Annotated in this window: 26 protein-coding genes; 21 read left to right on the forward strand and 5 right to left on the reverse strand. The window is 72.4% G+C overall.

The window, feature by feature from the left end:
* Positions 1 to 8 precede the first annotated feature (8 nt).
* From GA0070607_RS11425 to GA0070607_RS11450, 6 genes are all read left to right on the forward strand, one after another.
* Positions 9 to 497 (forward strand): WXG100-like domain-containing protein, encoded by a 489-nt coding sequence (locus GA0070607_RS11425; RefSeq protein WP_231930963.1) that lies wholly within the window; start codon positions 9 to 11, stop codon positions 495 to 497.
* Positions 490 to 978 carry a hypothetical protein gene (locus GA0070607_RS11430; protein WP_089018184.1) on the forward strand — a complete coding sequence of 163 codons (489 nt, stop codon included), beginning with the start codon at positions 490 to 492 and terminating at the stop codon, positions 976 to 978. Before GA0070607_RS11425 ends, GA0070607_RS11430 begins: the two co-directional genes overlap by 8 nt.
* A complete protein-coding gene (locus GA0070607_RS11435) occupies positions 975 to 1,331 on the forward strand; it encodes a hypothetical protein (RefSeq protein ID WP_089018185.1) in 357 nt (118 codons plus the stop codon). Before GA0070607_RS11430 ends, GA0070607_RS11435 begins: the two co-directional genes overlap by 4 nt.
* 200 nt (positions 1,332 to 1,531) lie before the next feature.
* Positions 1,532 to 1,987: a MarR family transcriptional regulator gene (locus GA0070607_RS11440; RefSeq protein WP_089018186.1), complete on the forward strand. Its 456-nt coding sequence runs from the start codon at positions 1,532 to 1,534 to the stop codon at positions 1,985 to 1,987.
* A gap of 71 nt (positions 1,988 to 2,058) precedes the next feature.
* Entirely contained in the window at positions 2,059 to 3,264 is a 1,206-nt protein-coding gene (locus GA0070607_RS11445) for a low temperature requirement protein A (RefSeq protein ID WP_231930964.1), read from the forward strand.
* 55 nt (positions 3,265 to 3,319) lie between these two features.
* Positions 3,320 to 4,363, forward strand: a complete 1,044-nt coding sequence (locus GA0070607_RS11450; RefSeq protein ID WP_089018188.1) for a P1 family peptidase — start codon at positions 3,320 to 3,322, stop codon at positions 4,361 to 4,363.
* On the opposite strand, the gene GA0070607_RS11455 is transcribed toward GA0070607_RS11450, so the two are convergent.
* Entirely contained in the window at positions 4,317 to 5,510 is a 1,194-nt protein-coding gene (locus tag GA0070607_RS11455; protein WP_089018189.1) for a low temperature requirement protein A, read from the reverse strand. The two genes, GA0070607_RS11450 and GA0070607_RS11455, sit on opposite strands and share 47 nt — an antisense overlap.
* Before the next feature lie 276 nt (positions 5,511 to 5,786).
* Between GA0070607_RS11455 and GA0070607_RS11460 the strand changes: the two genes are divergently transcribed.
* Complete coding sequence (locus tag GA0070607_RS11460; RefSeq protein WP_089018190.1) at positions 5,787 to 6,251, forward strand: hypothetical protein; 465 nt, start codon at positions 5,787 to 5,789, stop codon at positions 6,249 to 6,251.
* Positions 6,252 to 6,291: 40 nt separating this feature from the next.
* On the opposite strand, the gene GA0070607_RS11465 is transcribed toward GA0070607_RS11460, so the two are convergent.
* Entirely contained in the window at positions 6,292 to 8,694 is a 2,403-nt protein-coding gene (locus GA0070607_RS11465; protein ID WP_089018191.1) for a glycoside hydrolase family 65 protein, read from the reverse strand.
* A 173-nt stretch (positions 8,695 to 8,867) separates the two neighbouring features.
* Between GA0070607_RS11465 and GA0070607_RS11470 the strand changes: the two genes are divergently transcribed.
* Positions 8,868 to 9,494 carry a phosphatase PAP2 family protein gene (locus GA0070607_RS11470; protein ID WP_089018192.1) on the forward strand — a complete coding sequence of 209 codons (627 nt, stop codon included), beginning with the start codon at positions 8,868 to 8,870 and terminating at the stop codon, positions 9,492 to 9,494.
* A 35-nt stretch (positions 9,495 to 9,529) separates the two neighbouring features.
* Here the strand turns inward: GA0070607_RS11470 and GA0070607_RS11475 are convergent, their stop codons facing one another.
* The gene (locus tag GA0070607_RS11475) at positions 9,530 to 10,366 is read right to left on the reverse strand and encodes a prepilin peptidase (protein WP_089018193.1); all 837 of its coding nucleotides are present in this window, start codon (positions 10,364 to 10,366) and stop codon (positions 9,530 to 9,532) included.
* Between the two features lie 590 nt (positions 10,367 to 10,956).
* On the opposite strand from GA0070607_RS11475, the gene GA0070607_RS11480 reads away from it, so the two are divergent.
* Genes GA0070607_RS11480 through GA0070607_RS11535 form a run of 12 tightly spaced genes read left to right on the forward strand, consistent with a single transcriptional unit; the run spans position 10,957 to position 19,932 of the window.
* Positions 10,957 to 11,523, forward strand: coding sequence for a hypothetical protein (locus tag GA0070607_RS11480; protein ID WP_089018194.1), 567 nt, complete (start codon positions 10,957 to 10,959; stop codon positions 11,521 to 11,523).
* On the forward strand, positions 11,517 to 12,485 hold the full coding sequence (locus tag GA0070607_RS32965) for a hypothetical protein (protein ID WP_089018195.1): 969 nt from the start codon (positions 11,517 to 11,519) through the stop codon (positions 12,483 to 12,485). Before GA0070607_RS11480 ends, GA0070607_RS32965 begins: the two co-directional genes overlap by 7 nt.
* The gene (locus tag GA0070607_RS11490) at positions 12,482 to 13,135 is read left to right on the forward strand and encodes an SAF domain-containing protein (protein WP_089018196.1); all 654 of its coding nucleotides are present in this window, start codon (positions 12,482 to 12,484) and stop codon (positions 13,133 to 13,135) included. Before GA0070607_RS32965 ends, GA0070607_RS11490 begins: the two co-directional genes overlap by 4 nt.
* A gap of 2 nt (positions 13,136 to 13,137) precedes the next feature.
* Positions 13,138 to 13,938 (forward strand): P-loop NTPase family protein, encoded by an 801-nt coding sequence (locus GA0070607_RS11495; protein ID WP_089018197.1) that lies wholly within the window; start codon positions 13,138 to 13,140, stop codon positions 13,936 to 13,938.
* The gene (locus GA0070607_RS11500) at positions 13,928 to 15,469 is read left to right on the forward strand and encodes a CpaF family protein (RefSeq protein WP_089018198.1); all 1,542 of its coding nucleotides are present in this window, start codon (positions 13,928 to 13,930) and stop codon (positions 15,467 to 15,469) included. Before GA0070607_RS11495 ends, GA0070607_RS11500 begins: the two co-directional genes overlap by 11 nt.
* A gap of 4 nt (positions 15,470 to 15,473) precedes the next feature.
* Positions 15,474 to 16,376 (forward strand): type II secretion system F family protein, encoded by a 903-nt coding sequence (locus GA0070607_RS11505; protein ID WP_089021796.1) that lies wholly within the window; start codon positions 15,474 to 15,476, stop codon positions 16,374 to 16,376.
* A gap of 5 nt (positions 16,377 to 16,381) precedes the next feature.
* Entirely contained in the window at positions 16,382 to 17,251 is an 870-nt protein-coding gene (locus GA0070607_RS11510; RefSeq protein ID WP_089021797.1) for a type II secretion system F family protein, read from the forward strand.
* A gap of 24 nt (positions 17,252 to 17,275) precedes the next feature.
* Positions 17,276 to 17,479 carry a hypothetical protein gene (locus tag GA0070607_RS11515; RefSeq protein ID WP_089018199.1) on the forward strand — a complete coding sequence of 68 codons (204 nt, stop codon included), beginning with the start codon at positions 17,276 to 17,278 and terminating at the stop codon, positions 17,477 to 17,479.
* Positions 17,480 to 17,484: 5 nt separating this feature from the next.
* Positions 17,485 to 17,928 carry a TadE/TadG family type IV pilus assembly protein gene (locus GA0070607_RS11520; protein ID WP_089018200.1) on the forward strand — a complete coding sequence of 148 codons (444 nt, stop codon included), beginning with the start codon at positions 17,485 to 17,487 and terminating at the stop codon, positions 17,926 to 17,928.
* Complete coding sequence (locus GA0070607_RS11525) at positions 17,925 to 18,392, forward strand: TadE/TadG family type IV pilus assembly protein (RefSeq protein WP_089018201.1); 468 nt, start codon at positions 17,925 to 17,927, stop codon at positions 18,390 to 18,392. The genes GA0070607_RS11520 and GA0070607_RS11525 overlap by 4 nt, the downstream gene beginning before the upstream one ends.
* Complete coding sequence (locus GA0070607_RS11530; protein ID WP_089018202.1) at positions 18,389 to 18,832, forward strand: pilus assembly protein TadG-related protein; 444 nt, start codon at positions 18,389 to 18,391, stop codon at positions 18,830 to 18,832. The genes GA0070607_RS11525 and GA0070607_RS11530 overlap by 4 nt, the downstream gene beginning before the upstream one ends.
* Positions 18,833 to 18,846: 14 nt before the next feature.
* Complete coding sequence (locus GA0070607_RS11535; RefSeq protein WP_089018203.1) at positions 18,847 to 19,932, forward strand: LysM peptidoglycan-binding domain-containing protein; 1,086 nt, start codon at positions 18,847 to 18,849, stop codon at positions 19,930 to 19,932.
* Positions 19,933 to 19,954: 22 nt separating this feature from the next.
* Here the strand turns inward: GA0070607_RS11535 and GA0070607_RS11540 are convergent, their stop codons facing one another.
* Positions 19,955 to 20,806, reverse strand: coding sequence for a Rieske 2Fe-2S domain-containing protein (locus GA0070607_RS11540; protein WP_089018204.1), 852 nt, complete (start codon positions 20,804 to 20,806; stop codon positions 19,955 to 19,957).
* 153 nt (positions 20,807 to 20,959) lie between these two features.
* Here GA0070607_RS11540 and GA0070607_RS11545 point away from each other — a divergent pair, with 153 nt between their 5' ends.
* A complete protein-coding gene (locus GA0070607_RS11545; RefSeq protein WP_089018205.1) occupies positions 20,960 to 21,775 on the forward strand; it encodes a crotonase/enoyl-CoA hydratase family protein in 816 nt (271 codons plus the stop codon).
* On the opposite strand, the gene GA0070607_RS11550 is transcribed toward GA0070607_RS11545, so the two are convergent.
* Positions 21,762 to 25,463 (reverse strand): discoidin domain-containing protein, encoded by a 3,702-nt coding sequence (locus tag GA0070607_RS11550; RefSeq protein ID WP_089018206.1) that lies wholly within the window; start codon positions 25,461 to 25,463, stop codon positions 21,762 to 21,764. The genes GA0070607_RS11545 and GA0070607_RS11550 overlap by 14 nt on opposite strands.
* Between the last annotated feature and the right edge of the window lie 27 nt (positions 25,464 to 25,490).

A 25,490-nucleotide genomic window follows, 5' to 3' on the forward strand; every position in this document is an offset into this window, starting at 1 on the left:
CGTTGGGCATGACGATCCCGGGTGAACTCGCCTCGCTGCTCGCCATGATCGGGTACGACTGGCCGGAGGGCGACGAGGCGAAGCTCTTCGAGCTCGGACAGGTCTGGTTGGACTTCGCCACCACCGTCGAGCAGATGGGCCGGAAGGCCGACGAACTGGCCGCGGAGGTGACCGGCGCCAATCGGGGGGAGGTCGTGGCCGCCTTCAGCGCCTACTGGTCCGGCGGCGAGGGGCCGGGCGGGGTGCTGGCCGGGAACACGACCGCCACCACCGTGCTGGGCGCCGGCTACGTCGTGGTCGCCGCGGTCGTACTGGCGCTGAAAGTTCAGATCATCGTTCAATTGATCATTCTCGCCATCCAGATCGCCCAGGCGGTCGCCACGGCGGTGGCCACCTTCGGCGCGTCCCTGCTGGAGATCCCGATCTTCAAGATGATCACCAGCTTGATCGTCGACCAGCTCATCGACATGGCCCTGCAGGCGATCCTCGGTGGGTAAGCGCAACCGCAACCGGCACCTACGCGATGCGGCGGTGCCGCCTCAGGTGGAGTCGGCGCTGGTCAAGCCAGTCGCGCAACTCGCCAAGACCCCTCGGGTGCGCCGCGAGTACCACGTCGGCGACGAGCAGCGACCCAAGCACCGGGACACCGACCGCAACCTGGCCATGGGCAGCGCGAGTCGCGCTCCCGCCAACGGTCAGACCGCGCTGGACCGCTCGGTGCAGATCAAGGAGACCAACGAGCGTCGCCGGATCGGCGTCGATCACGAGACCGGCGAGATCGTCATCCTCGACCGGCACCGCCGCATCGAGCCGAGCAATCCCGGCGACGACGTCGTCGAGATCTACCACGGCCACGTGCGCAGCTGGGACGACCACAGCTCGGACGGCCTGAACGACGACATGCGCAACGCCCTCAAGCGAGCCGGGCTGGTAGACAAGAAGGGCCGGCCGACCGCGCCGCCGAAGGATGAGGAATGAGCACACAGCGCAGCTACTACGAGCCGGCACCGGCGACCCACGACGGCGCCACGGCCGCGCTCGCCGCGGGTGACATCGACGCTCTCACCGACGCGATGGTCGGGCTGGCCCTGCACGACGCGGACTGGCGCTGGTGTCAGGACTTCTACCTGCGGCTGCTGGACCACCCGGAGGAGGACGTCCGGGCCACCGCAGCGATCTGTCTAGGCCATCTGGCCCGCATCCACCGTCGCCTCGACACCGACCGGGTCCTGCCAGCCCTGCGCGCCCGGCTGCGCGACCCGGCCGTCGGCGGCACGGTGGAGGACGCCATCGCCGACATCGAGCAGTTCCTCGGCCTTCCGCCCGGCTGAGCTCCGAGCAACATCGGCGACACCTCTGGCTAGCCGGGCGGCTCGGATCCGCGCCGTGGACCGTGTCGGCAACCGCGACTTGAGCACCCATCGATACTTGCGCGCCGATGGTCCCGGTCAACCACTGTCACCTTGACCTCAAGGATGCTTGAACTTCTACGGTGACCGCGTTCGTTCGTCGCTGACAAGGAGCCCGTGCCGTGACCATCAAGGAGTACACCCAGGAGCAGCTCGCCGCGCAGCCCATCGGTTACTGGAGCGGCGAGGCGTACCGTGCCGTGGTCGGGCGCATCCGGGCGGAGCTTGCCGTGGAGCAGCTCACCCAACCGCACTGGTGGACGCTCAACCACGTGGCCGGCGCTCCCGGCAGGTGGAGTCGCACTCAACTCGCCGAACGCCTCGCCCCCTTCGACGACCTCGACATCGATTTCGGAGAGGTCTTCGACGACCTGGTCGCCCGCGGTTGGATGAGCGAGCAGGCCGACACCCTGTCCCTCACCGAGGCCGGGGAGGCTGGGCGCCTCCGCGCCAAGGAGCGAAACGCGCGGGCGCACGAGCAGATGCACCAGGGCATCGCGACAGAAGACTATGTAGCGGCCCTCAACGTGCTGCGCCGCATGATTGCCAACCTGGGCGGCAACAGCGACCTGCCCTGAGCTGTCAGGGCAGGGGCCGCGGTTCCGGGGTCATCGGCCCCGTCACATGGTACGAATGCCTCATTACGGGCATGAGCCACAGGACGGGCGAGCCGATGACGACGAGCAGGGCGGGCAAGCTGCTCCGGAAGCCCGGGGATCCGCAACGGGCCACGTTCCTGGAGCTGTTCTTCGACCTGGCGTTCGTCTACGTGCTCACCCAGCTCTCGCAGGTGCTGAGTCGGGACCTCACGTGGCGTGGCGCCTTCCACACGCTGGTGTTGCTGCTGGCGGTGTGGTGGGTCTGGTGCAGCACGGCGACGGTCCCGGACAGGTTCGACCCGCAGCGGCCGACGATCCAACTGCTGGTCATCGCGACCCTGGTCGGCAGCCTGGTGATGGCTGTCGCCCTGCCGGCGGTGTTCGGCGCCCAGGGCCTGGTCTTCGCGGGCGCGTACGTCGCCGTCCAGGTCGGTCGCAGCCTCGGCCTTCTCGTCGCCCTGCGGGGTCACGAGTTGCAGCGCGGCGCGCTACGGGTGGTCATCTGGTTCTGCGCGTCTGCCGTGCCGTGGATCGCGGGGGCGCTGGTGCACGGCACCGCCCGCGAGGCACTGTGGACGCTGGCGGTGGCCATCGACTACCTGGCGGGAAAGCTCCGCTACCTCACACCGGGCCTGGGCCGCTCGCCGCCCGCGGAGTTGCCGAGCGCGGCCGAGCACCTGGCCGAACGCCACCGGCAGTTCTTCATCATCGCGCTCGGCGAGTTGATCCTGGTCTCCGCTTCAACCCTCGGCGGCAGCGGCTTCGCGCCCGACCGGACTGCGGCGTTCCTGGTGTCGATCGCCACCACGGTGCTGCTCTGGCGTATCTACATCTACCGCGCCGGGGAGTTGTCGGCCGGCGCCATCGCGGGCTCCCCCGATCCTGCCCGCCTCGGCCTGTCGGCCTTCTACGCCCACCTCGTCATGGTCGCCGGCGTCGTCGTCACCGCGGTCGGCGCGGAACTCGTCATCGCCCATCCGTCCGGGCACCCTCAAACGGCCTGGATCGCGGTCATCCTCGGCGGACCCGCGCTGTTCCTGGCCGGGCGCGCCCGCTTCGAGTACGCGGTCTTCAGCCGGGTGTCCCGGGATCGACCGATCGGGCTGCTCGCGTTGGCCGCCCTGGCACCGGTGATGCTCCTCGTACCACCGCTCGTGGCCGCCCTCGCCGCCACCGCGGTCCTGGCCGGGGTCGCCATCTCGGACGCCGCCCGCGCGCGAGGGCACCCACCTGAGCCGCCGTCACCACCCGGATAGCCTGGCGCGTCCGCTCCCCGCATCGCCGCAGGGCAACAACGACGACAGGAGCTTCATGGACCAGCTGACCCGCCGCGCCCGCGACCTCGGGATCGTCGTGGGGGCGCTGCCCACCGGGCGGGACAACGCGATCACCGACGTCGGCGGAGTCCTGGTCGGGCACACCACCATCGACGACGGCGCCGACCTGCACACCGGCGTCACCGCCGTCGTACCGAGTCAGCTCGGCCCCGGACGATGGACCCTGCCGGCCGCCGTGTACACGGGCAACGGCTACGGGAAGCTCGTCGGCTCGACGCAGGTGGACGAACTCGGCGTACTGGAGTCACCGATCGTCCTGACCGCCACGCTGTCCGTGTTCCGGGCCGCGGACGCGCTGCTGGGTCACCTGATGGACCGTCGCCCCGACGGTCTGTCGTTCAACCCGCTGGTCGGCGAGACCAACGACGGCCACCTCTCCGACATCCGCCGCCGCCCGATCACCGAGGGACACGTGCTCGCCGCCGTCGTGGGGGCTTCCGGCGGGCCACCGGCGGAGGGCTGCGTCGGGGCCGGCACCGGCACCACGGCGCTGGGCTTCAAGGGCGGCATCGGCACGTCGTCGAGGACGGTACGGGTCGGCGACCGACCGGGGACGATCGGTGCGCTCGTCCAGTCGAACTTCGGCGGCGTGCTCACGGCGCTCGGCGTACCGCTGCCGGTCGGTGAAATGATCCCGAACGCCGACCGGGCCGAACCGTCCGGCAACTCCTGCATGATCGTCGTCGCCACCGACGTACCCCTGGATGCCCGGCAGCTCGGACGACTCGCCCGGCGGGCGGTCTTCGCGATGGGCCGGGTCGGGGCGTCCTACAGCAACGGCAGCGGTGACTACGCGATCGCGTTCAGCACGGCCGAGCCAGACCAGCGACCAATCCCCGACGGCGAGATCAACCCGGTCTTCGCCGCCGTCCTGGACTCGGTCGAGGAGGCGCTGCTCAACTCGCTCTTCACCGCCGCCACCACCACCGGTGTGGCCGGTCGTACCAGTCACGCAGTGCCACACGCAGCGGTCATCCGGCGGTTGTCGGCGGCCGGCCGGCTGGCGGAGCCCGCCTGATCCCGGAGGCGGTGAAGATCCCGGCGTGGTCGAGCACGGCCACCACGACCAGCACCCCGGCGGCGATCGCGCTGACCGCGACCAACGGCAGGCGCAGGACGACCGCCGCGCCGATCAGGACGAACAGGCCGATCACCCGCGGCCAGGAGAGTCGTCGGTGGATCGCCAGGGAGAACAGGATCCGCCCGACGAGGAAGAGGGTGGGCCCGCCCAGGACGACCACGACGGCGGCCGTGTCACCGATCTCGGTGGGGTGGGCGATGCTCACCTCTGCCCCGACGGCGGTGACCACTATTCCGGCGATCATCACCAGGTGCAGGTAGCTGGTGGCGACCCCGAGCCGGGACGGGTCGGCCCGCTCGATGGCCGGGCCGAGGTGCTGACCGGCGGGCGTCACGTAGAGCAGACCGATCAGCACGGCGGTGGCGAACACCAGCAGGAAGGCGGCGGTCTCCGGGAGGCTGAGGCGGGTGCCGGCGTACGTGAGACCGGCGACCAGGACGAGTTCGCCGAGCGCGATGATCATGATCTGCTGGTACCGCTCGGCGAAGTGTTCGCCGGTGAGGTGCAGCTCCTCCTGCCGGGCCCGACCCATCCGGGGTATGGGCCAGCCGAGTCGCGGGCCGATGAGGTCGATCGCGAGAGCGAGCAGCCAGAGCGGCACCCGCCACTCCGGCAGGAACGCGCCGACCAGCCACGGTACGGCCGAGACGGCGTACCAGCAGAGGATCCGCAGCGCCCGGCTCTGCCGCGGGTGACCGCGCAACATGAGGCCGGTGACCGTGCCCCGGGCGAGGTGAACCGCGACGTACGCGCCGGCGAAGAGCACGCCCCGCCCGTCCAGCGCCTGCGGGATCGCCACCCCGGCCAGCAGGCTGCCCAGCGTCGCGCCGACCAGCAGCCCACGCAGCGCCTGGGTCTCCGGGTCGTACCAGTCGGCCAACCAGGTGGTGGTCACCCAGATCCACCAGACCGCGGCCAGGAGCAGCGCGGTGCGCAGCGCGCCCACCAGGGTGAGGTCGGCGAGGAAGTGCTGAGCCAGTTGGCTGAGGGCGAGGACGAACGCCAGGTCGAAGAAGAGTTCCAGGAAGGAGGCGCTGAGCGGGACGTCCTTGCCTCGCAGCAGCCGTTCGGGCCTGCTCACCATCAGCGCTCCTCCCGGTGGCACGCCCTGCGTCCGTCGTACCACCCGGGACCGGCCGCCGCGGCGAAAGCCGGCAACCGGACGGGTCAGCGGCGCGTGGGGAGGAAAAGGTCGCCGGTTCGCCACCTGCCGCCCGATCCGGGGTGCGGCCGGTCCGGCACCGGCCGCACCCCGATCTTCCGGCGGGGGGACTGGTCGGCCCGCCGTGTCGTTGATCCGGTTGTAGCCCGCCCCCACCAGGGACGACGGTGGGGGCACCGACCGTCGAGGGGGACGCCGATGACCAGTCAGCGGGAGACCGTGCAGGTCGACCACGACCTGTTCCGCGCCGTGTACGACTCACCCGCGTCGCTGCCGGGCCGGCACCGGTGGACCACCCCCGAATCGGACGTCCGGCGACTGGAGAAGCTGCTCGGCATGCCGGCGCGCACCATCGGCGCCCCGCTCTGGGTCAGCGGCGACCAGCCGGACTGCCCGAAGTGCGGCCGGCGGATCACCTGGTACGACATCGTCTCGTCGGCGCTCTCCGGCCTGCACGACAAGGCCATGATCGCCACCGTCATCCTCGGCGAACGCAAGTACGTCAACACCGAGATCCCGGACGCCATCCCCGGTGTGCGCTGCGCCGACTGCCACACCACCATCGACGGCCTGCGCAGCTTCAAGTGCCACAACTGGGCGTACGCCTTCGAGGCGCTGGAGGCCGTCCGCGAACGGATGGCCGGCGGCCTGGGGCCGACCTGAGGCGGGTCGTCGCCGGTGTGCACGAGCAGCGGGCGGCGGGTCAGCCGGCCGAGCGGCGGGTGGGGCGGCGACCGGGCGGGGAGTGCGGCTCCGGCCCGGGGTCGGGCACCGGCGGCATCGGCCGGATGACCGGCGCCGCGCCGGTGACCCGGAACTCCGCGCCGTGGTGCCGCAGGTCGATCGTGGCGTCCGGGTCGGCGTCGGGCAGCTCGTAGCGGGCCTCGGCGCGGGTCAGCGTGACCCGCAGCCGACGCCCGCGCCAGCGCAGGCTGAACACCAGCCGGTCGATCCGCCGGGGCAGCCGGGGGTCGAAGGAGAGCACCCCCCGGTCGTCGCGCAGCCCGCCGAAGCCCTGCACCAGCGCCAGCCACGACCCGGCCAGCGAGGCGAGGTGCAGCCCGTCGGCGGTCTTGTCGCCCAGGTCGGCCAGGTCCTGCAGCACCGACTCGGCGAACAGGTCGTACGCCAGGTCGAGGTGCCCGACCTCGGCGGCCAGCACCGCCTGCGGTGCTGCCGACAGCGATGAGTCGCGGACCGTGCGGGCCTCGTAGTAGGCCAGGTTGCGGGCCTTCTCGTCGGCGGTGAACTCGCCGGGACAGAGCTGCATGGCCAGCACCAGGTCGGCCTGCTTGACGACCTGCCGGCGATACAGCTCCAGGTACGGGTAGTGCAGCAGCAGCGGGTAGTCGTCCTCGCCGGTGTTCGCGAAGTCCCACTCCGGCTGCTCGGTGAACCCGGCGGCCTGCTGGTGCACGCCGCGCTTACGGTCGTACGGGATGAAGACCGCGTCGGCGGCGGCCCGCCAGCCGGCGATCTCCGCCGGCTCCACCCCGAGCCGGCCGGCCAGGTCGGGGTGGCGTTCTGCGGCGTCCGCCGCACCGCGCAGGTTGCGCCGGGCCATCAGGTTGGTGAAGACGTTGTCGTTGACCAGCGCCGCGTACTCGTCGGGGCCGGTCACCCCGTGCAGGTGGAATGCGCCGGTGTCCGACCAGTGGCCGAAGCCGTGCCAGAGCCGGGCGGTCTCCACCAGCAGTTCCAGCCCCGCCTCGGCGAGGAACCGCTGGTCGTCGGCGGCCGCCAGGTAGCGCAGCACCGCGTCGGCGATGTCGGCGTTGACGTGCAGCGCGGCGGTGCCGGCCGGCCAGTAGCCGGAGCACTCCCGGCCGCCGATGGTGCGCCACGGGAAGGTGGCGCCGGTCAGCCGCAGCTCACGGGCCCTCTCCCGGGCCTCCGGCAGGTGGGCGTGCCGCCAGCTCAACGCCGAGCGGGCCACCGCCGGAGCCAGGTAGGTGAGCACCGGCAGCACGTAGCTCTCGGTGTCCCAGAGCACGTGCCCGTCGTAGCCGTTGCCGGTCAGGCCCTTGGCGGGGATGGTCCGGCCGGAGTCGGGGCGGCCGGCCTGGATCAGGTGGAACATCGCGAACCGGGTCGCCTGCTGGAGTTCCGGGTCGCCGTCGAGCAGCACGTCGGCGACCTGCCAGGCGGCGTCCAGGGCGGCGCGCTGGTCGGCGAGCAGGGCGTCGAAGCCGTCCGCGCGGGCGGCGTCCGCCTCGGCGGCGACCAGGTCGGCCAGCTCACCGGCGGGCATCCCGCCGACCGACGCGCACTCGTACGCGGCGAACTTGGTCAGCCGCAGCCGCTCGCCCGGGTGCAGCGGGCCGGCCACGGTGAGCCGAACCCGGTCGGGGGTGCGGTCACCGGTGGTGGCCAGCGTGTCCGGCGCGTCCAGCAGGTGGCTGACCGCCACCGCGACGCGCTGACCGCTGTGCTCGGTGCGGTGCACCAGCACCCCGTCGAGGCCGGCCGCACGGTACGCCTCGGCGGTCAGCGGATCGGTGATCACCGAGGCTGCCCGGGGATCGTCCGAGCGCTCCGGCACCCGCTCGTTGGCCAGCAGGTCCGAGCAGACCCGCAGTTCGACGGGCCCGTCCAGCGCCTCCACCTCGTACCGGACGGCGGCGACCGGACGGCGGGGCAGAGACACCAGTCGGGTGCTGCGGACGCGCACCCGCCGCCCAGCCGGCGAAACCCACTCGGTCTCCCGGCGCAGCACGCCGGCGCGCAGGTCGAGCACCCGCTCGTGCACGTGCAGCGTCCCGGTCCGGATGTCCAGCGGCTCGTCGTCGACCCAGAGCCGGATCAGCGCCGCGTTCGGCGCGCTGACCAGGGTGTCGCTGGCCTGCGGAAAGGCGTACCCCTCCTCGGGATAACTCAGCTCGCGCCGCTCGTGGAAACCGTTGACGTAGCTGCCCGGCATCGCGCACGGCGCACCCTCGTCGAGGACGCCACGCCAACCGACCCACCCGTTGCCCAACGCGAAAATCGACTCGGTCTCGCCGAGCCGATCCAGGTCGGCCGCGGTGCGCCGGATCCGCCAGGTCTCCTCGTCGTCGACGCTGCCGACGGCGGGCGACGGTTGATCGGTGGCCGAACCGGTGTGCACGGATGCCTCCTCCGCGGTGGCGATGTCCCTGAACCAGCCAAGCAGAGCCGGCTGTGCGATCCCTGGACGAAGGTCGATAAGCCCTCCCGACCTTCGACTCCTGCGCGGCCGCCTGCCGCGTTCCTACCTTGTCTCCCAGATGGACCGGGTATGAACATCTGGTGAGGTGATGCATGGTCGACACCGGCAACATGGACGTTCCGGAGATCAGTGCCGAGTGGTACCGCGACGTCATCGGCGTCGCCGCCGACAGTCCGCCCCCGGTGCAGTGGTTCGTCGGGCACGCCACCGAGGGGGTGATCCTGCTGCTCGGCGCGCTGCTGCTGGTGGCCGCGCTGAGCCGCCTGTCCGGCGGATCGCACGATCGCGCACTCGCAGTGGTCGCGCCGGTGCCGACCCTCCTGGCGTACGCCGGCAGCGAATTGCTCAAGACCGTGGTGGACGAGGATCGACCGTGCCGGACGGTGGGCCGGGTCATCATCGCGGGCAGCTGCCCACCGCCGGGCGACTGGTCGTTTCCCAGCAATCACGCCACCCTGGCCGGCGCGCTGGCGGTCACCACGCTGCTGCTCTCCCGCCGACTCGGGCTGGTCGCGCTGCCGCTGGCCGCGCTGGCCGCGGTCTCCCGGGTCTTCGTGGGCGTGCACTACCCGCACGACGTGGTCGCCGGGCTGCTGCTCGGTGCCCTGGTCGCCGCGCTGGCCACCCCGTTGCTGGCCCGCCCGACCGCCGAAGCGCTACGCCGCCGGGCCGACGCCCGTCGCCCGGTCCCCGACCTGGCGGGCCGACCCCGCCCCTGACCTCCCGCCCGTCCCGCCTGACGGGCAGCGGGCGGTCAGGTTGCCAGCAGGAGGGCGCCGAGCGTGCCGAGCAGGAGGAACGGGCCGAACGGCAGATGGGTGGACCAGCGGGCCCGTCGAGCGGCGAGCAGACCCAGGCTGACCAGCGCGGAGAGCCCGAACGCGAGCAGCAGTCCGAACAGCAGGAACGGCCAGCCGTACCAGCCGAGCAGCGCGCCCACGCTGAGCGCCAGCTTGGCGTCGCCCAGCCCGAAGCCACGGCGGCCGAGCAGCAGCGTGCTGCCGGCGAAGAGCACCGCCAGCCCGGCGCCCGCGGTGACGGCCCGCAGCCAGGGCCCCGGCTCGGGGCCGCCGAGCACGGCCGCGCCGAGCAGCAGCCACGTCCCGGCAGCCGCCGGCAGCGTGAGCCGGTCCGGCAGGCGGTGTACGGCCAGGTCGACGAAGACCGCCGGGACCGTCCAGCCGAGCCACCAGGCCAGCGCCGGCGGCGCAGCGCCCGGCGGACCGGCCAGCGCCAGCAGCACCACCGTGGCGAGCCCGACGATCGCGGCCAGCTCGACAGTGCCCGGCGGCGGCCCGACCCGGGCCCGGCAGCGACCGCACAGGCCGACCGGGCCCAGCGCGGGCCAGGGCCGGGTCAGCCCGACCGGTGCCCCGCAGGCGTCGCAGCCGGTCCGGCTGGCGGTGCCCGACGGTACGGCGTGACGCAGGACGGCCAACCGCAGGAGCGGGCTGACCGCCACGGTCGCCAGCACGGCGGGGAGCCAGGGGCGGGCGGGGCGCCGCGGCGCGGATGACGGCGAGGGTGCGGGGAGCCGATCGGGTGGGTTCTCCTGACCCGGTACGGCCGCCGGGGGGCCGGTCAGCGGCATGTCGGCACCCCCACGGCCCCGGCATCGAGCGCGACGGCGAACACGGATCGTGACTGAACGATCGCTTGGGTGTAGCGGATGGCGCAGAAAGAGACCTGTGCGGCCGGTCGTTCGGCGGCCTCCCGGGGCGAGCCCGGCTCGACCGTCCCGCCGACCGGTGCGGTTCGTCGATGGGCCGCCGGCTCCGACCGGATGCCGGGATGACGCCGCGATGTCCCGCTCTCGGGACCGGCGGAGCGGCCCCGGCGGACCCGTCCGCGTTGAAGTGGGCAGGCCCCCGCCCGCCCCTCGGCCGGCCATTGCTCGAAGCGTGGCACAGACACCCCTCACCACCACCTGTCATCACGCAGAGTGTTCACTTGAATTGCCTCTGTTGCATCGGCGAGCGTCAGCCTATGCTCGCCCCTTGGGTGTGACGCAAGCCTCACTGCAACAACCAACCGACACAGGACCATTCATTTGTAAAAGATCCGTAACGGTGAATGCAGAAGCGCACTGAACGGCTCCGGATGTGCTGATCCGGGCGCGCTTCCGCATGCCCGGCGGCGGTGATCCGTCGCCGCACCGGGCGACCACGAGGAGGCTCGACGGTGCGCGGACGACAGCTCGGGCGAGCGGCAATCTGCCTGCTAGCGGTCGTGGTGGCGGTGCCAGTCGCCGCCTGCGGCAGCGGGCGGGAGGCCGTCGAACGGCCGGGGCCGGCCCTGGTCGACGGACAACAGGCGGACCGGGACGTCGAACGGCGGGCCGCGGAAAAGGCGGCGCTCGACGCGTACTCCGGTTATCTCGCCGCCTCGCGTACGGCGAGTCGACGCAGTGATCCGCGCGCGCCGGAACTGTCCCGGTATCTCGCCGATCCACTGCTCACTCGGGTGCGAATGTCCATTCGCGAGGCAAAGGAGCACGGCGCGATGCGTACCGGGACGCTGAAATCCGACCCGACCGTGACCTCGATCAGCCTGGACTCGACCCCGGCCAGCGTGGAGATCCAGGACTGCCTGGACGCGAGCGGCTACCGGCTGGTCTACGCCAAGGACAAGCGGGTGGTCCCGGGCAGCGGCGGCAGCAGACACCTGGCCACCGCCACCGCGACCCGCTATCCCGACGGCCGGTGGCTGATCAACTCCAGCGCCGCGCACCGGGACCAGCCGTGTTGACCTGGGGAGGAAGGGGCGCCCCGGCTCGTACCGCCCGGGCCGGGACGCCCCGCCGGGCGCTCACCGGGATCGGCCTCGCGCTGCTGCTGCTGGTCGGCGCAACAGTGCCGGCCGGCGCCGCCGGGCGCGCCGACCCGGGGGCGGAGTGCCCGCTCGACCAGCCGGACTGCAGCGTCTGGGACGACGAGCCCGGCACGCCGGGCGGTCCCGGCGGTGGCGGCGACAACGGCGGCGGCGGGGACTCCGGCGGCGGTGGGGGCGGCGGTGTCTGCCAGTGGGGCGGGCGGACCATCGCCTGCTACGACGACCTGCTGGGCTGGTTCGACAACGGCGACGGGTGCTACTACAAGCTGACCGAGGGGCCGGTCGAGCCGCCCGAGGGTCAGCAGTGGTATTTGCAGACCTGCAACGGCGGTGATCTGGGCGCCCAGGACGTGGTGCTGTTGGACGGGCCACCGCCCGGCTACGGCGCGCCGCCCGACCCGGAGGAGCTGGCCCGCCGCGCCCTGGCGTCGATCAAACTGCTGCCGGCCCGGCTCCGGGTGGCACCCCGCAAGAGCGTCGGCCCCGGGCTGGTCGGCCTGCCCGTCTGGATGTGGGCGACGCCGAGCGCCAGCTACTTCGGCCCGCTGCGCGCCTCCGCGTCCGACCGTGGCCTGACCGTCTCCATCGAGGCGAAGGTCGACCGGATCGTCTGGGACATGGGCAATGACGAGACGGTCCCCTGCCCGGGTGCCGGCACCCCGTACGACCCGAAGGGACCCCGTGCCGGCCAGACGTCCCCGGACTGCGGCTACGACAGCGGCTACCCGAAGGCCGGGACCTACCGGGTCGGCGCCACCACGCACTGGACGGTGCGGTGGTGGACCGACGATGGCGTCGAGGGCGAACCGATTCCGCAGACCCGGACCAGCGGCACAGTGCCGATCCTGATCAACGAACTCCAGGTGGTGAACAGGTGAGCCTCGCGACGCGCAACGGAACCCCGGTGGACGCGCCGGTCAGCCCGCCCAAGGTGGTCCGGCAGCGCCGGGTCCGCCCGGGGCTGCTGGGTCTGGCCGTACTCCTGATCGCGCTGGGTGGGCTGGGCGCGGCGTTCGCGGTCACCTCGGTCCGGGCCACCGGCAGCTACCTCGCGGTGGCCCGGCCGGTGGAGGTGGGCCGGGAGATCAGCGCCGCTGACCTGGTCGCCGTGCAGGTCGCCGGCGGCCAGGGGCTGCGCCCGGTGCCCGCCGGCCGGCTGGACGAGGTGGTCGGCAAGCGCGCCGCCGTGGCGCTGGTCCCGGGCACCCTGCTCACGCTGGGGCAGGTCACCGACGACCCGCTGCTCGGCCCCGGCCAGCAGCAACTCGCGCTCGGCCTGAAGACCGCGCAGGTGCCGGCGCGTGAACTGCACCCCGGCGACAAGGTCCTGCTGGTCAGCACCCCGGACGACAACGCGTCCGGAGCGGCCGCCGCCGGCACCCGCTTCTCCGCCACCGTGATCGACATGGTCAGCCCGGCGAACGACGACAAGGTGCTGTACCTGGCGCTCACCATCCGGGACGTGCCCGCGGTGGTGGCGCTGGCCGCGCAGGAGCGGATCGCCGTCGTGCTGACCGAGGTGGCCTGAGCATGGCGATCATCGCGCTGGTGTCCGCGAAGGGTTCGCCCGGCGTGACCACCTCGGCGCTGGCCTGCGCGCTGGCCTGGCACCGACGACTGGTGCTCGCGGAGTGCGACCCGGCCGGCGGGTCGATCCTCGCCGGCTACCTGGGTGGTCAGCTGGACGGACCGCGCGGCATCGGCGAGCTGGCCGTCGGAGAGCTGCGCGACGGCAACCTGGAGACCGCCTTCTGGTCCCAGCTGGTCGACCTCGACGCGCCCCGGCGGGAACGGCTGCTGCTGCCCGGGCTGGTCGACCCGACACAGGCCGGCAGCGTCACCCCGCTCTGGCAACGCTTCGCCGACTACTTCAACGCCCTCGACCGCGGCACCCCCGGCTACGACGTGCTGGTCGACTGCGGCCGGCTGCACGTCAACGGCCCGCCGTGGCCGGTGCTGCGGGCCGCCTCGGTGGTGCTGCTGGTGACCCGGGCCGAGCTGCCGGACCTCTCCGGCACGCGGGCGGTGGTCAGCGCGATCGAACGGGACTTCGCCGAGCACCGGGTACCGCCCGGCACCCTGCGGCTGCTGCTGGTCGGCAACGGGCACGGGCGGGCCGAGATCAGCCGTGCGCTGAAACTGCCGGTGATCGCCCGGCTGCCGCACGACTCGCGTACCGCCGGGGTGCTCAGCCTGGGCGGGACGGTGCGGGCCGGACGGCCGCTGCTGCGCGCGGCGGCCGCGCTGGAGGTGCCGGTCGGCGCGCTGCTGGAGCGGCGGCGCGCCCGGCTGGCCTGGCCGGTGCAGCAGGGGGTGCCGGATGCGGTTTGAACCAGTCTCCGCCGACCCACGCCAACAGCCGCCGGGCGTCACCTCCACGACGCCGCCGCTGGCCGCGCCGAACGGCCGCAACCACCACGCGGTGCCGATGCCACCCCCGGCACCCGCGGCCAGCCCGCCGCCGGAGCCGCCACCCCGCCCCCGGATGGACTTCCAGGTGGTCCGGGAACTGCGCCGGGAACTGACCGAACGGCTCACGCTGTGGCAGCGCGGCCGTGAGTTCACCGTCGACGAGGAGGACACCGAGCGCGCCCGGCTGGCCGTCGCCGTGGTCGCCGAGTACGCGGACGCGGTCCGCCGGGCCGGCACGCCGATGGCTGCCGGCGAGGAACGCCTGCTGCTCGACCAGGTGACCGCCGAGCTGGTCGGACTGGGCCGCCTGCAGACCCTGCTGGTCGACGACACCATCGAGGAGGTGCACATCCTCGGCTGCGACCAGGTACGCATCACCCGGCACGGCGGCGGGGTGGACTGGGCCGAACCGATCGCCGACAGCGACGCGGAACTGGTGGAGATCCTCCAGGCGGCGGCACGCCGTGCGGGCGCGACCGAGCGGTCACTGTCCACCGTGAAGCCCACCCTCGACCTGCAACTGCCCGACGGCAGCCGGCTGGCCGCGGTGTTCCTGGTCAGCCACCGCCCGTACGCGGTGATCCGCAAGCACAACACCCTGGACGTGAGCCTGGACGACGTGGCCGGGGCCCGGGGTGACCTGGACGAGATGATCGACCCACTGTTGCGGGACTTCCTCCGCGCGGCGATGCGCGCCGGGCTGAACATCATGGTCGCCGGGCTGGCCGGCGCCGGGAAGACCACGATCATCCGGGCGCTGATGAACGAGATCCCGACCGACGAGCCGTACGTGCTGCTGGAGGAGAGCCGGGAGCTGCTGCCGGCCCGCCGCCGGGAGCGGCACCGGGCGGTGATGAGCTTCGAGGCCCGCGAGGGGCACGGCGAACGTGGCTTCGACGGCCGACCGGCCGGCGAGGTGACGATCGCCGACCTGATCCCGCTCTCGCTCAGGATGGGCGTGCTGCGGATCATCGTGGGTGAGGTTCGGTCCCGGGAGATCGTGCCGATGCTCCAGGCGATGACCACCAGCCGGGGCTCGATGTGCACCATCCACGCCCGCACGTCCGCCGGCGTCGGTGAACGGATCGTCGAGTTGGCCCTGGCGCACGGCCGCGAGATGACCGTCGACCAGGCCCGCCGGATGGCCGGCAACGCCCTGGACCTGATCGTCTACGTCACCGTCGAGGACGAGACCGCGATCGGCGGTCGCAAGCACCGGTTCGTCTCCCATGTGGAGGAGGTGATCGGGGCCGGCGAAGCCGGGCGCATCACCACCACCACGGTCTTCGGACCCGGCCCGGACGGCCGCGCGGTCCCCCGGCACCTGCCCGAACGGGTACGCGACCAACTGCTGCGGGTGGGCTACGACGCCCGGCTGCTCACCCGGTGGATCGAGGCCGGCGCCGGTGCCTGGCGCCGCCCCCGGCAGACCCGACTGGCCCGGCGGTGATCAGGTGCGGGGCAGCCTGGAACTGATAGCGGTGGTCTCCGGCGCCGCCTGCGTCGCGGGGCTGCTGCTGGCCGTTGTCGCACTGGTCGGCACCCGACGGCCCGCCGGCCCCGGCCCGGGCGCCGGACCGGGTCTGGGTCGGCTCTGGCGCGGCTCCGGCGCCACCCCCGGCGAGCGGCGGGCCTACCAGGCTCTGCTGATCACCGCGCTGGTCGCCGGCGCGCTGGCCTTTCTGCTGACCGGGCTGCCGGTGGTGGGTCTGCTGGTGGCGGTGGCGGTGCCCGGCACCCCGTGGCTGTTCGCGGTGGGCAAGGCCGAGCAACGGGCGATCGCCCGGATCGAGGCGGTCGGCGAGTGGACCCGCCGGCTCAAGGACGTCTCCGGCACCGGACAGGGCCTCCAGCAGTCGATCATCGGCACGATCGGCAGCGTGCCACCCGGCATCGAGGACGAGGTACGGCTGCTCGCCGCCCGGTTGCAGGCCGGTTGGTTGGCCCGCTCCGCGCTGCTGGCGTTCGCCGACGACATCGGTGACCCGGTCTGCGACCAGGTGGTGGCGGCGCTGATCCTGCACCTCACCGACCGGGGCGAGCGGCTGGGTGACGTGCTGGGCTCGATCGCCGGCGCGGCGGCCGCGGAGGTCGCCACCCGGCGGGAGATCGAGGCCAAGCGCACCCAGCCCCGGTTCGCGGTCCGCTTCCTCACCGGAATGACGCTCGCCACCCTGGCGTACGGGCTGATCAACACCGAGTACATCGAGCCGTACGGCACGCCTGTGGGTCAACTGGTGATGGCCGCCCTCGGTGCCGCCTTCATCGGCCTGCTGGCCTGGGTGCGGTCGATGAGCCAGCCGCAGCGGCCGGCCCGCTTCCTGCCGTCGCCGGACCCGCAGGAGGTGATCGCGTGACCGTGATCGTGAACTGGCACCTGGCCATCGCGGTGTGCGGCGGAGCCGCCGTGGGTCTGGGCCTGTTCCTGGTGGTCCGCGAGCTGGTGCCGGCGGCCCCGGCGCTCGGGCCGGCACTGCGCCGGTTGCACCAGCCGGCCGGCACCGGCCGGGTCGCCGCTCCCGCGTCCCGGCAACTGGACTGGTTGACCGGGCTGGCCCGCTGGCTGCGGCCGCCGCACCGGCAGCTCGCCCTGATCGACCAGACCTCCGAGCAGTACGCGCTGTCGGTGCTCCTCTCGGCGCTGATCGGACTGGCCGTGCCGACCCTGCTCGGGGTGGCCCTGTTCGTGCTCGGCATCTCGCTGCCGCTGGTCGTACCGGTACTCGGCAGCCTCGGCATGGCGCTGATCGCCGGGCTGCTGGCACACCGGTCGGTGCTGGCCAAGGCGGACGCCGCCCGGGACGAGTTCCGCCAGGCCGTCTGCACGTATCTGGACCTGGTGGCGTTGCAGCTCTCCGCCGCGCACGGGCCGGTGCAGTCGCTGGAGCGGGCCGCGGCGGTGTGCGACGGCTGGGTCTTCGACCGGATCCAGGAGTCGCTGCGGATCGCCCAGATGCAGATGCACGCGCCCTGGGACGAGCTGCGCGACCTCGCCGACAAGATCGGCATTCCGGAGCTGGGCGACGTCGGCGCGATCATGCGCTCCTCCGGAAGTGAGGGAGCGCAGGTGCACGAAACCCTGCGCAGCCGGGCCGACTCGCTACGCGACCAGATCCGCACCGACAACCTCGCCCGCGCCGAGGGGGTGACCAGCAAGCTCGACATTCCAGGCGCACTGCTCGTCTTCGTGCTGCTCGGCTTCGTCGTCTACCCGTTCATCGCCCGTGTCTGATCCGACCCCCAGAAGGAGTACGCCATGTCCCTCATCAGCTACCTGCACGTCGTGATGACGACGCGCCTGGCCGAGCTGCGTCGCGACGGCGAACGCGGCGACAGTCCGGTGCCGACCGCGGTGATCATCTTCGGTCTGGTCTTCGTGGCGACCATCGTCACCGGCCTGGCCCTGGGCAAGGCCAACGACTGGATGAAGGCAATCCCGAACCACACGAACCCGAAGTAGCGGACATGCGCCGAGCCGCGTTCCCGAGGTGCCGCCGGGCGATGGCCGGTGCCCGGCGCCACCTCGCGGCCGGCGACCGGGAGCTGGGAGCCAATCCGGTGGAGCTGGCCGTGGTGATGCCGCTGATCCTGGTGCTGCTCTTCGCCTCGCTCCAGGTCGCGGCCGTTTTCCTGGCCCGTTCCACGGCGTTGAACGCCGCCCAGGGCGGGGTCAACGCCCAGCGGTTGTACGACGCTCCGGACGACGCCGGGGTCGTCAGCGCCACCCGCTTCCTGAACGCCACCGGCGGCTGGCTGGTGGGCTGGGCGAAGACTGGTCCGAGCTGCGTGACCACCGATACCGAGGTGACCTGCACGGTGCGCGGCCGGTCCCTGTCGGTGGTGCCCGGCGTGGACTTCGCGGTGCGGCAGACCGCCCACGGCACAGTGGAACGGGAGACCACGCCGTGAGCCGCGGCGCCGAGCGGGGCTCGGTCTCCATCGAGGTGGCGGTGCTCGCACCCGCGTTCATCGCGCTGATGGTGCTGGCCGGCGTGGCCGGGCGTAGCGCGGTGGCGGCGGAGGCGATCGACGCCGCCGCGCACGACGCGGCCCGCGCCGCCTCGATCTCCCGGAACGCCGACACCGCGCGGACCGCGGCGCGGGAGGCCGCCCGCAAACAACTGGACTGGCACGGGCTGGCCTGCGCCAACGACCTCGATCTGAAGTTCTCCGGCTGGGTGGCCGGCGAGCCCACCAGCTTCAAGGACGCCTTCAGCAGCTCGGTCGGTACGGACGCCTCGGTGACGGTGGAGATCAGTTGCCTGGTGTCGTTCAAGGACATCTCGCTGAACGTCGTGCCCGGGATGCCGACCGACAACCGGATCACTGTGGACTTCACCTCTCCGCTGGACCGTTACCGGAGCCGGCAGTGACCGCCTTTGCTCCCCGACGTCCGCACACCGGTGAGCACGGCCGGGTCAGCATCTTCCTGGCGGTGGCCATGACCGGCGTGCTGGCCATCGTGGGCCTCTCCTTCGACGGCGCCGGGCAGTTGCGCACCCTGCAACGCGCCGACAACCTGGCCGCCGAGGCGGCCCGGGCCGGTGGTCAGGCCATCGACCGGGCCACCGCGATCGAGGGCGGGCCGACGCGGATCGACCGGCCGCAGGCCCGCGTCGCGGTCGCCGACTACCTGGCCGCCGCCGGCACCACCGGTCACACCGTGAGCTTCCCGGAAGTCGCCGGGGAGACCCTCGTCCGGGTACGCGTCACGATCACCTACCGCCGATCGATGCTCGGGCTGTTCGGCTTCGCCCGCACGGTCACCGTCACCGGCGAGGCGACCGCACGGCACATCACCGCAGGACCGTAGGAAGGAAGGCAGCCATGCCCGCATCGGGTCGGTCCGTCGTACGGCGGACCGGACGGATCATCACCGGCCTCGGCGCGCTGGTCGTGCTCTGCACGCTGCTGGCCGGCGCGCCGGTGGCACTGCTCGCCTTCGCGGGCAACCCCCTGCCGGACCACCTGCCGAGCATCGCCGAGGTGGGCACCACGCTGACCAGCCGGGACGACGGCCGGCTGTTCCTGCGGGCGTTGGCGCTGGCCGGCTGGTTCGGCTGGGCCACGTTCGCCTTCTCGGTCCTCGTCGAGCTGGGCGCCCAGAGCCTGCGCCGGCCGGCGCCGAAGCTGGCGGGGATGAGCCGCCAGCAGAAGGCCGCCGCCGCCCTGGTCGGCTCGGTGGCGCTGATCCTCGCGGCCAGCCCGGCCGCCGCCAGCGCCGCCGCGATCCATGCCGGCCCGGCGTACGCCCACCCGGGCACTCCGGCGGTCGCCGCCCTGGCCGGGCCGGCGGCGAATGACGAGGCGGCACCGGTGTACCGCGTGGCGCGGGGCGACTACCTCGGCGAGGTGGCCGAGCGTTACCTGGACGAGTTCGCCGACTACCGACGGCTGGCCCAGCTGAACCGGCTCGACGACCCGAACCGGATCCGTCCCGGCCAACTGCTCCGGCTGCCCGCCGAGGCCACCGACCAGGGCGCCCGCTCGCACGCCACCGGCCGGCTCGTCGGCCGCTCCGCACCCAAGCCGCCGGCGCCCCGGCCGGCACCCGAGCGGGTCGCGCCGGAGCGGGTGGCACCGGCGGTGCCCGGTGGTACGGAGTCCGCCGGTCAGCCGCCCGCGATGACAGTCGGCGCCGCCCGGGTCGGCGCGACCGACCGGGTCAACCGACCGCTGGCGGTCTCCGCCGTGCTGGCCGTGGCGAGCATCGTCGGCGCCCAGATCGGCGCGGTGCTCGGGCTGCGCCGCCGTCCGGCCGCCGCCGGTGCGGCCTCCCGGTTGGCCGCCGCCACCCGCACACCCCGGGTCGGCGGTGCGGGACCTGCGGGCAACGGGATGGCAGCGGCCGGCGGGCCCGGCCTGGACTCCGTGCCGGACGGACCGCAGGCCGGTCGGCACCGGCGCGGCTGACCGGCGCTCAAGCGCGCGACCGTCAGGGTATGCGGGTCTGCAGCACGCCGTCCTGGATCCGGGTGGGCAGGATCTGCTGGTCGTTGCCGGACGGCCCCTGCACGACCTCGCCGCCGTTCAGTCGGAAGGCGCTGCCGTGCCACGGGCAGACCACGCAGGCGTGGCCTTCGATCTCCTGCACCTCGCCCTCGCCGAGCGGCCCGCTCTGGTGCGGGCAGCGCTCCAGCATCACGGTGACCTCGTCACCGTGCCGGTAGAGGATCACCGAAACGTCGTCCACCTCCCGGGTGACAAGCGTGCGCTGCGGCAGCGTGGCCATCTCGACCAGTGAGTGCCAGCCGTCGCTCATCCGGTGCAGCTCGGAGATGCTCTGGTTGACCTGCGCACCCTGCTTGTACGCCAGGTGACCGCCGATGTACGCCCCGAGGCTCGCGGCGGAGAGCCCCAGAAAGCCGAGGGCACGGCCGACGCCGTGTCGCCCGGACATCCGTGCGGCCAGCGAACCGGCGTAGAGCGTCACGCCTACCGTGTTCGCGGCGGCGTGCACCAGGCCGACCCGGCGCTGGTCCCGGGAGAGCGCCGCCCAGTCGTTCAGCCCGGCGACCGCCGCCGGCAGCGCGCTGACGGTGCCCAGGCCGACCAGCACGGTGGCGGGACGGCGCTGCCCGGGCATCAGGTCCAGCACCGCGGCGCTGATCCAGGCGCCCACCGGCACCTGCACCATTGCCGGATGCAGCGGATGCCCCAGCGTCACTCCGTGTAGCAGGTCCCGCAGCCGCCGCGGACGCAGCGTGCCGAGGACCGCCCGCTGTAGCCGGTCACCCACCCGGTCCAGCCTTGAATCCTGCTCAACTCTCGTCAATAGCGCTCGCACCCGTACCGACTTCCCGGCTGACGCGGTCGCAAACCGGTCGGCGGTGACAGACCTGTAGCGCGGCCTGTCGGCGGCGCTTTTCGCGCGCTCCGACCCACCATCTGGTCGGGTTGGGGGTCTGCGGGACCGGCGGATGGCGGGCATGCTGGGCCGATGGGTGTACGGGTGGAACGCGCCGGGCCGGTGACGACAGTGGTACTGGACCGACCGGCGGCCCGCAACGCCGTCGACGGGCCGACCGCGCGGGCGCTGGCCGACGCCTTTCGGGCCTTCGACGCCGACCCCGACGCGTCGGTCGCCGTGCTCTGGGGAGCCGGCGGCACGTTCTGTGCCGGCGCCGACCTGAAGGCGATCGGCACGCCGAGCGGCAACCGGGTCGAGCCGGAGGGGGACGGCCCGATGGGCCCGACCCGGATGGCGCTGAGCAAGCCGGTGATCGCGGCGATCTCCGGGTACGCGGTGGCGGGCGGGCTGGAGTTGGCACTCTGGTGCGACCTGCGGGTCGCCGAGTCCGACGCGACGCTCGGTGTGTTCTGCCGCCGCTGGGGGGTGCCGCTGATCGACGGCGGCACGGTCCGGCTGCCCCGGCTGATAGGTGAGAGTCGTGCTATGGATCTGATCCTCACCGGCCGGCCGGTGCCGGCGGACGAGGCGTACGCGATGGGTCTGATCAACCGGGTGGTGGCCCCCGGGCAGGCGCGGGCCGCGGCCGAGGAGCTGGCGGCGGCGATCGCCCGGCATCCGCAGACCTGCCTGCGCAACGACCGGGCGGCGGTGCTGGCCGGCGCGGGGCGAGGAGAGCCGGAGGCGCTGGCGGCCGAGTTGGCGTACGGGATGAACTCACTGGCCACGGACGCGGCGGCCGGCGCGGCCCGGTTCGCCGCGGGCGAGGGCCGACACGGCGCGACGCCGCCGGGAGGGGTGCACCCCCCGGCGGCGTCAGCTACCGGCCAGCTCAGTTGCGGTTGATGGTGAAGGTTGTCGTGGTGTTGCGGATGTCCTGGTAGTTGTTGGTCAACCGCAGGTTGTTGAAGGTGACCGAGCCGACCGCCGGACCCTGACCGGGTTCCGGCATCTCGTTGGCCCAGATCGCGAACCCGGACTTCGCGTCGTACGCGTCACCGCTCTTGCGGACACCGCTGATCGAGACGTTGGTGAAGACCGTGTCGGTGATCGGGTTCTCCGGCTGCGACCCGTTGTACTTGGTCTGGAACATGATCCCGGTGTACGTCGGATCGACGATGTCCACGTCGGACACCCGGATGCCGCGGAACTCCTTCGAGGCGGAAAAGACCCAGATCGCGGGGAATGTCTGGGAGCCCCAGAAGTGCCCACCGGCCCGGATCAGCGAGATGTTCTGGAACTGGGTCGGCGGGCTGGCCCCGAACCCGATGAACGGGTAACCGAAGTCCAGCGAGCTGATGGTGATCCCCGAGTACGTCAACATGTCCGCGATGTACAGGTTGCGGAAGATGTTGTTGTAGCCGCCGTAGACCGCCAGCCCGGCCGCCCGCCAGGTCAGCGTGGCCGAGAGGTTCTCGAACACGTTGCCGTTGTTGCCTGTCGACGCACCCTGGTCGGTGGCCGAGAAGAGGGCGAACGCGTCATCGCCGTTCGACCGCCCCTCGGTGTTGGTGACCAGGTTGTTGGTGCTGCCGTTGGTCAGGTTCACACCGTCGGCGAAGGTGTTGCGGAAGCGGCTGTTGCGGATGGTCAGCCCGCTGACGCTCACCCCCCAGTACGCGCAGACGGTGTGCTCGACCCAGACGCTGTCCAGTGTCATGTTGTCGACGTCCTTCAGCTCACCCCAGACCTTGCCCGGCCCGTCGATCCGATTGGTGTAGTTGCCGAAGAAGGCCAGGTGCGCGAAGGACGACCCGCTGGCCGAGGACTCCACCCGGAAGCCCGCGTCGGTGTTCTGCTGACCGGTCGGCGTCTGGAAGCGGGTGTACCACATGCCCGCGCCGACCACGGTTATCGGCTTGCCGTACACCTGGAACTTCTGTGCGGTCTCGTACGTGCCGGCCGGCAGGTAGACACCGATCAGGTTGCCGGTGGTGTCCATGCGAACCGCGTCCAGCGCGTTCTGCACGTCCTGGTGGCTGAAACCGGTCGGCACCCGGTACCGGGCCGGGTCCGGGTTGGCGCGCGGTGCGACCAGCTCCAGGTTGATGAAGTCGATCGCGTACGTGGTGGTGTTGGCCGGGTCCTTCTGCAAACGGATCCTGCTGCCGGCAGGGATTGTCGAGTTCAGCATCACGTTCGCCTCGTCGTACAGGTGCCGGGGCGGGCCGGCGCTCGGCGAGTCGCTCGGGCCGGCCTCCGCGCCGTACAGCCAGATGTGCTTGGAGGTCAGGTTGATCGGCTTGTGCAGGGTGCCGTTGACGTAGATGTTCAGCGTCGAGTCGATGCCCCCGCCGCCCGGCGCGTCGGGGATGGAGAAGCGGGTGACCAGGGTGTTGGTCGCCGCGCGGGTGGTCCACTCGACGTACGAGCCTGTGCTGTTCAGGGTCACCGCCCGGCGTCCGGACGCCTCGCCACCGAGGTTGCCGATGTCCCGGTTGGGCCCGACCTGCCCGGCGCCCCCGCCGGTCGTGCCGTCCTCGGCCTCGTACATGTCGTAGCCGAGGTTGGCGCCGCGCCCCACGAAGAGCGGACGGTCACTTGTGTTGTTGGTCTGCTTGACCGGCAGCTCGTTGCCGTCGACGGCGAGCACCACCCGGACGGTGTACCTGCCGTTCGCGGAGGTCCAGGTGCCCAGGCTGATCGGGCCGACCGTCGCGCCGGCGTTGATCACTCCGGAGTACGAGCCGGTCAGGGTGCGGACCACGGCGCCGGATTCGTTGAGCACGGTAAGGGTGATGCCGTGCGCACCGGACGCGGACGCCTGGTTGCCGGCGTTGCGGATCGACACGGAGAAGTTCACAGTGCTGCCGGGCGGCGGGTTGCCGGGTGACCAGTCGACCGCGGAGGCGACCAGGTCGGAGCTGGCGACCGCGCTGACCACCAGCGGGCTGGGGTTGGTGTAGCTGTTGTTGGTGTCGTCCTGCTCGACGACGGTGTTCGACTCGTCGACCTTGGCGCTGAGCGGGTAGCTGCCCGCGTCGCGCGTGCCGATGTTGGCGTTGACCGTGGTCGAGGCGCCGGCAGCCAGGCCGCCGACCGTCGCGGTGCCGACCCGGGTGGCGCCCAGGTAGAAGTTGACGTTGGTGGCACCGGAGGACGCCGAGCCCGCGTTGCGTACGGTCGCCGAGAGCGTGATGGTGCTCGTCTCGACCGGCGCGGACGGCGTGAACGACATGCCGGTCACGGTCAGGTCCGGGTTCGGTGCCGGCGTGCCGATGACCTGGAACTCGGCCACCTGGCCGGCCGGGGCACCGGTGTTCGAGGCGATCGAGAGCCGCACGTCGGCCGCCGCACCGGAGACCGGGATGGTCACAGTGTTGCCACTGGCCGGGTTGAAGCTGTAGTTCGCCGCGCCGACCAGTGTGGTGAAGCTCGACGAGCCCTGGTCGCGACCGAGCACAGTGATGTTCTGGGTACGCGGCCCCCAGACGGCGTCCGGGTTCAGCTTCAGCACGATCTGGCTGAGGCTCGCGTTCGCGCCGAGCTGCACGGTCAGCGTGCTCGGGTTGCCGTTGCCCTCCCAGTAGGTGGCCACGTTGTTGTCGTTGGCATTGGTGGCCACGAACGTGTGCACGTACCCGGAGGCGGTGATCGGCTTGCCGACCGCCAGGTTGGTGCCGACCGGCGGGTTGCCGGTGCCGGTCCGGGTCACGGTGTTGCTGTTCGCCGACTGGTTGCCCGCCGCGTCCTTGGCCCGGACCTGGTAGGAGACCGTGGCGCTGTCCGGCTGGCTGTCGGTGTACGTCAGGGTCGAGCCGTTGACGCTGCCGCGCAGTCCGCCGTTGGCGTAGATGTCGTACCCGGTCACCCCGACGTTGTCCGTGGACGCGGACCAGGTGAGCCGGATCTGCCCGCTCGCGGGCTGGGTGTACGCCAGGTTGCCGGGGACGCTGGGGGCCTGCGTGTCGGGGCTGCCGACGGCGCCGTAGACCTCGACCTCGGAGAACTGGGCGGCCGGCCAGCCGGTGTTGCCGGTGACCTGCACCCGCACGTAGCGGGTGCTGGCCGCGGTGAAGCTGACGGTCGCGGTGTTGCCGCTGGCCGGGTTGAAGGTGTAGCCGGCGGACGCCTTCAGGGTGGTGAACGACGAACCGTTTGTGGAGCCGAGCACCGACAGCGTCTGGGTGCGGGTCTGCCAGGCCGACGCGGGCGGCAGCTTGAGCACCACCCGGTCCACGCTGACCGTGCCGCCGAGGTCAGCCTGGATCCACTGCGGGAACGCGTTGTTGGCGCTCTCCCAGTAGGTGTCCGCGTTGCCGTCGTTGGCGTTGCCCGCCACGTAGTTCTGGTTGTGGCTGCTGGCGGTCATGGTGGCGGAGAGCCCGGCGAGCATGGCCACCCGCGCGGCGGCCGCGGACGGGTCGGCCACCGGTGCCGCGCTGGCCGCGGGGGTGACGACCGGGGCGGTGACGAGGAGCGTTCCGGCGAGCACTCCGGCGAGCAGCCGCCGTTGGCCGGTGCGGGTGGTTCGGGGGACGGAACTGGGCGCGCCGGATGGCGGCGTGCCGCGTCTGGTGCCGTTGCTGGACATGGGGTCGCTACACCTCTTTCGGGGGTG

The sequence above is a fragment of the Micromonospora coriariae genome (assembly GCF_900091455.1).
Taxonomy (GTDB): Bacteria; Actinomycetota; Actinomycetes; order Mycobacteriales; family Micromonosporaceae; genus Micromonospora; species Micromonospora coriariae.

What these genes read in the sequence shown, in the direction of transcription:
- GA0070607_RS11425 (WP_231930963.1), top strand. Translation starts at nt 9, where the DNA reads ATGACGATCCCGGGTGAACTCGCCTCGCTGCTCGCCATGATCGGGTAC.
- GA0070607_RS11435 (WP_089018185.1), top strand. Translation starts at nt 975, where the DNA reads ATGAGCACACAGCGCAGCTACTACGAGCCGGCACCGGCGACCCACGAC.
- GA0070607_RS11445 (WP_231930964.1), top strand. Translation starts at nt 2,059, where the DNA reads ATGAGCCACAGGACGGGCGAGCCGATGACGACGAGCAGGGCGGGCAAG.
- GA0070607_RS11450 (WP_089018188.1), top strand. Translation starts at nt 3,320, where the DNA reads ATGGACCAGCTGACCCGCCGCGCCCGCGACCTCGGGATCGTCGTGGGG.
- GA0070607_RS11455 (WP_089018189.1), bottom strand. Translation starts at nt 5,510, where the DNA reads ATGGTGAGCAGGCCCGAACGGCTGCTGCGAGGCAAGGACGTCCCGCTC.
- GA0070607_RS11460 (WP_089018190.1), top strand. Translation starts at nt 5,787, where the DNA reads ATGACCAGTCAGCGGGAGACCGTGCAGGTCGACCACGACCTGTTCCGC.
- GA0070607_RS11470 (WP_089018192.1), top strand. Translation starts at nt 8,868, where the DNA reads ATGGTCGACACCGGCAACATGGACGTTCCGGAGATCAGTGCCGAGTGG.
- GA0070607_RS11475 (WP_089018193.1), bottom strand. Translation starts at nt 10,366, where the DNA reads ATGCCGCTGACCGGCCCCCCGGCGGCCGTACCGGGTCAGGAGAACCCA.
- GA0070607_RS11495 (WP_089018197.1), top strand. Translation starts at nt 13,138, where the DNA reads ATGGCGATCATCGCGCTGGTGTCCGCGAAGGGTTCGCCCGGCGTGACC.
- GA0070607_RS11500 (WP_089018198.1), top strand. Translation starts at nt 13,928, where the DNA reads ATGCGGTTTGAACCAGTCTCCGCCGACCCACGCCAACAGCCGCCGGGC.
- GA0070607_RS11515 (WP_089018199.1), top strand. Translation starts at nt 17,276, where the DNA reads ATGTCCCTCATCAGCTACCTGCACGTCGTGATGACGACGCGCCTGGCC.
- GA0070607_RS11520 (WP_089018200.1), top strand. Translation starts at nt 17,485, where the DNA reads ATGCGCCGAGCCGCGTTCCCGAGGTGCCGCCGGGCGATGGCCGGTGCC.
- GA0070607_RS11535 (WP_089018203.1), top strand. Translation starts at nt 18,847, where the DNA reads ATGCCCGCATCGGGTCGGTCCGTCGTACGGCGGACCGGACGGATCATC.
- GA0070607_RS11545 (WP_089018205.1), top strand. Translation starts at nt 20,960, where the DNA reads ATGGGTGTACGGGTGGAACGCGCCGGGCCGGTGACGACAGTGGTACTG.
- GA0070607_RS11550 (WP_089018206.1), bottom strand. Translation starts at nt 25,463, where the DNA reads ATGTCCAGCAACGGCACCAGACGCGGCACGCCGCCATCCGGCGCGCCC.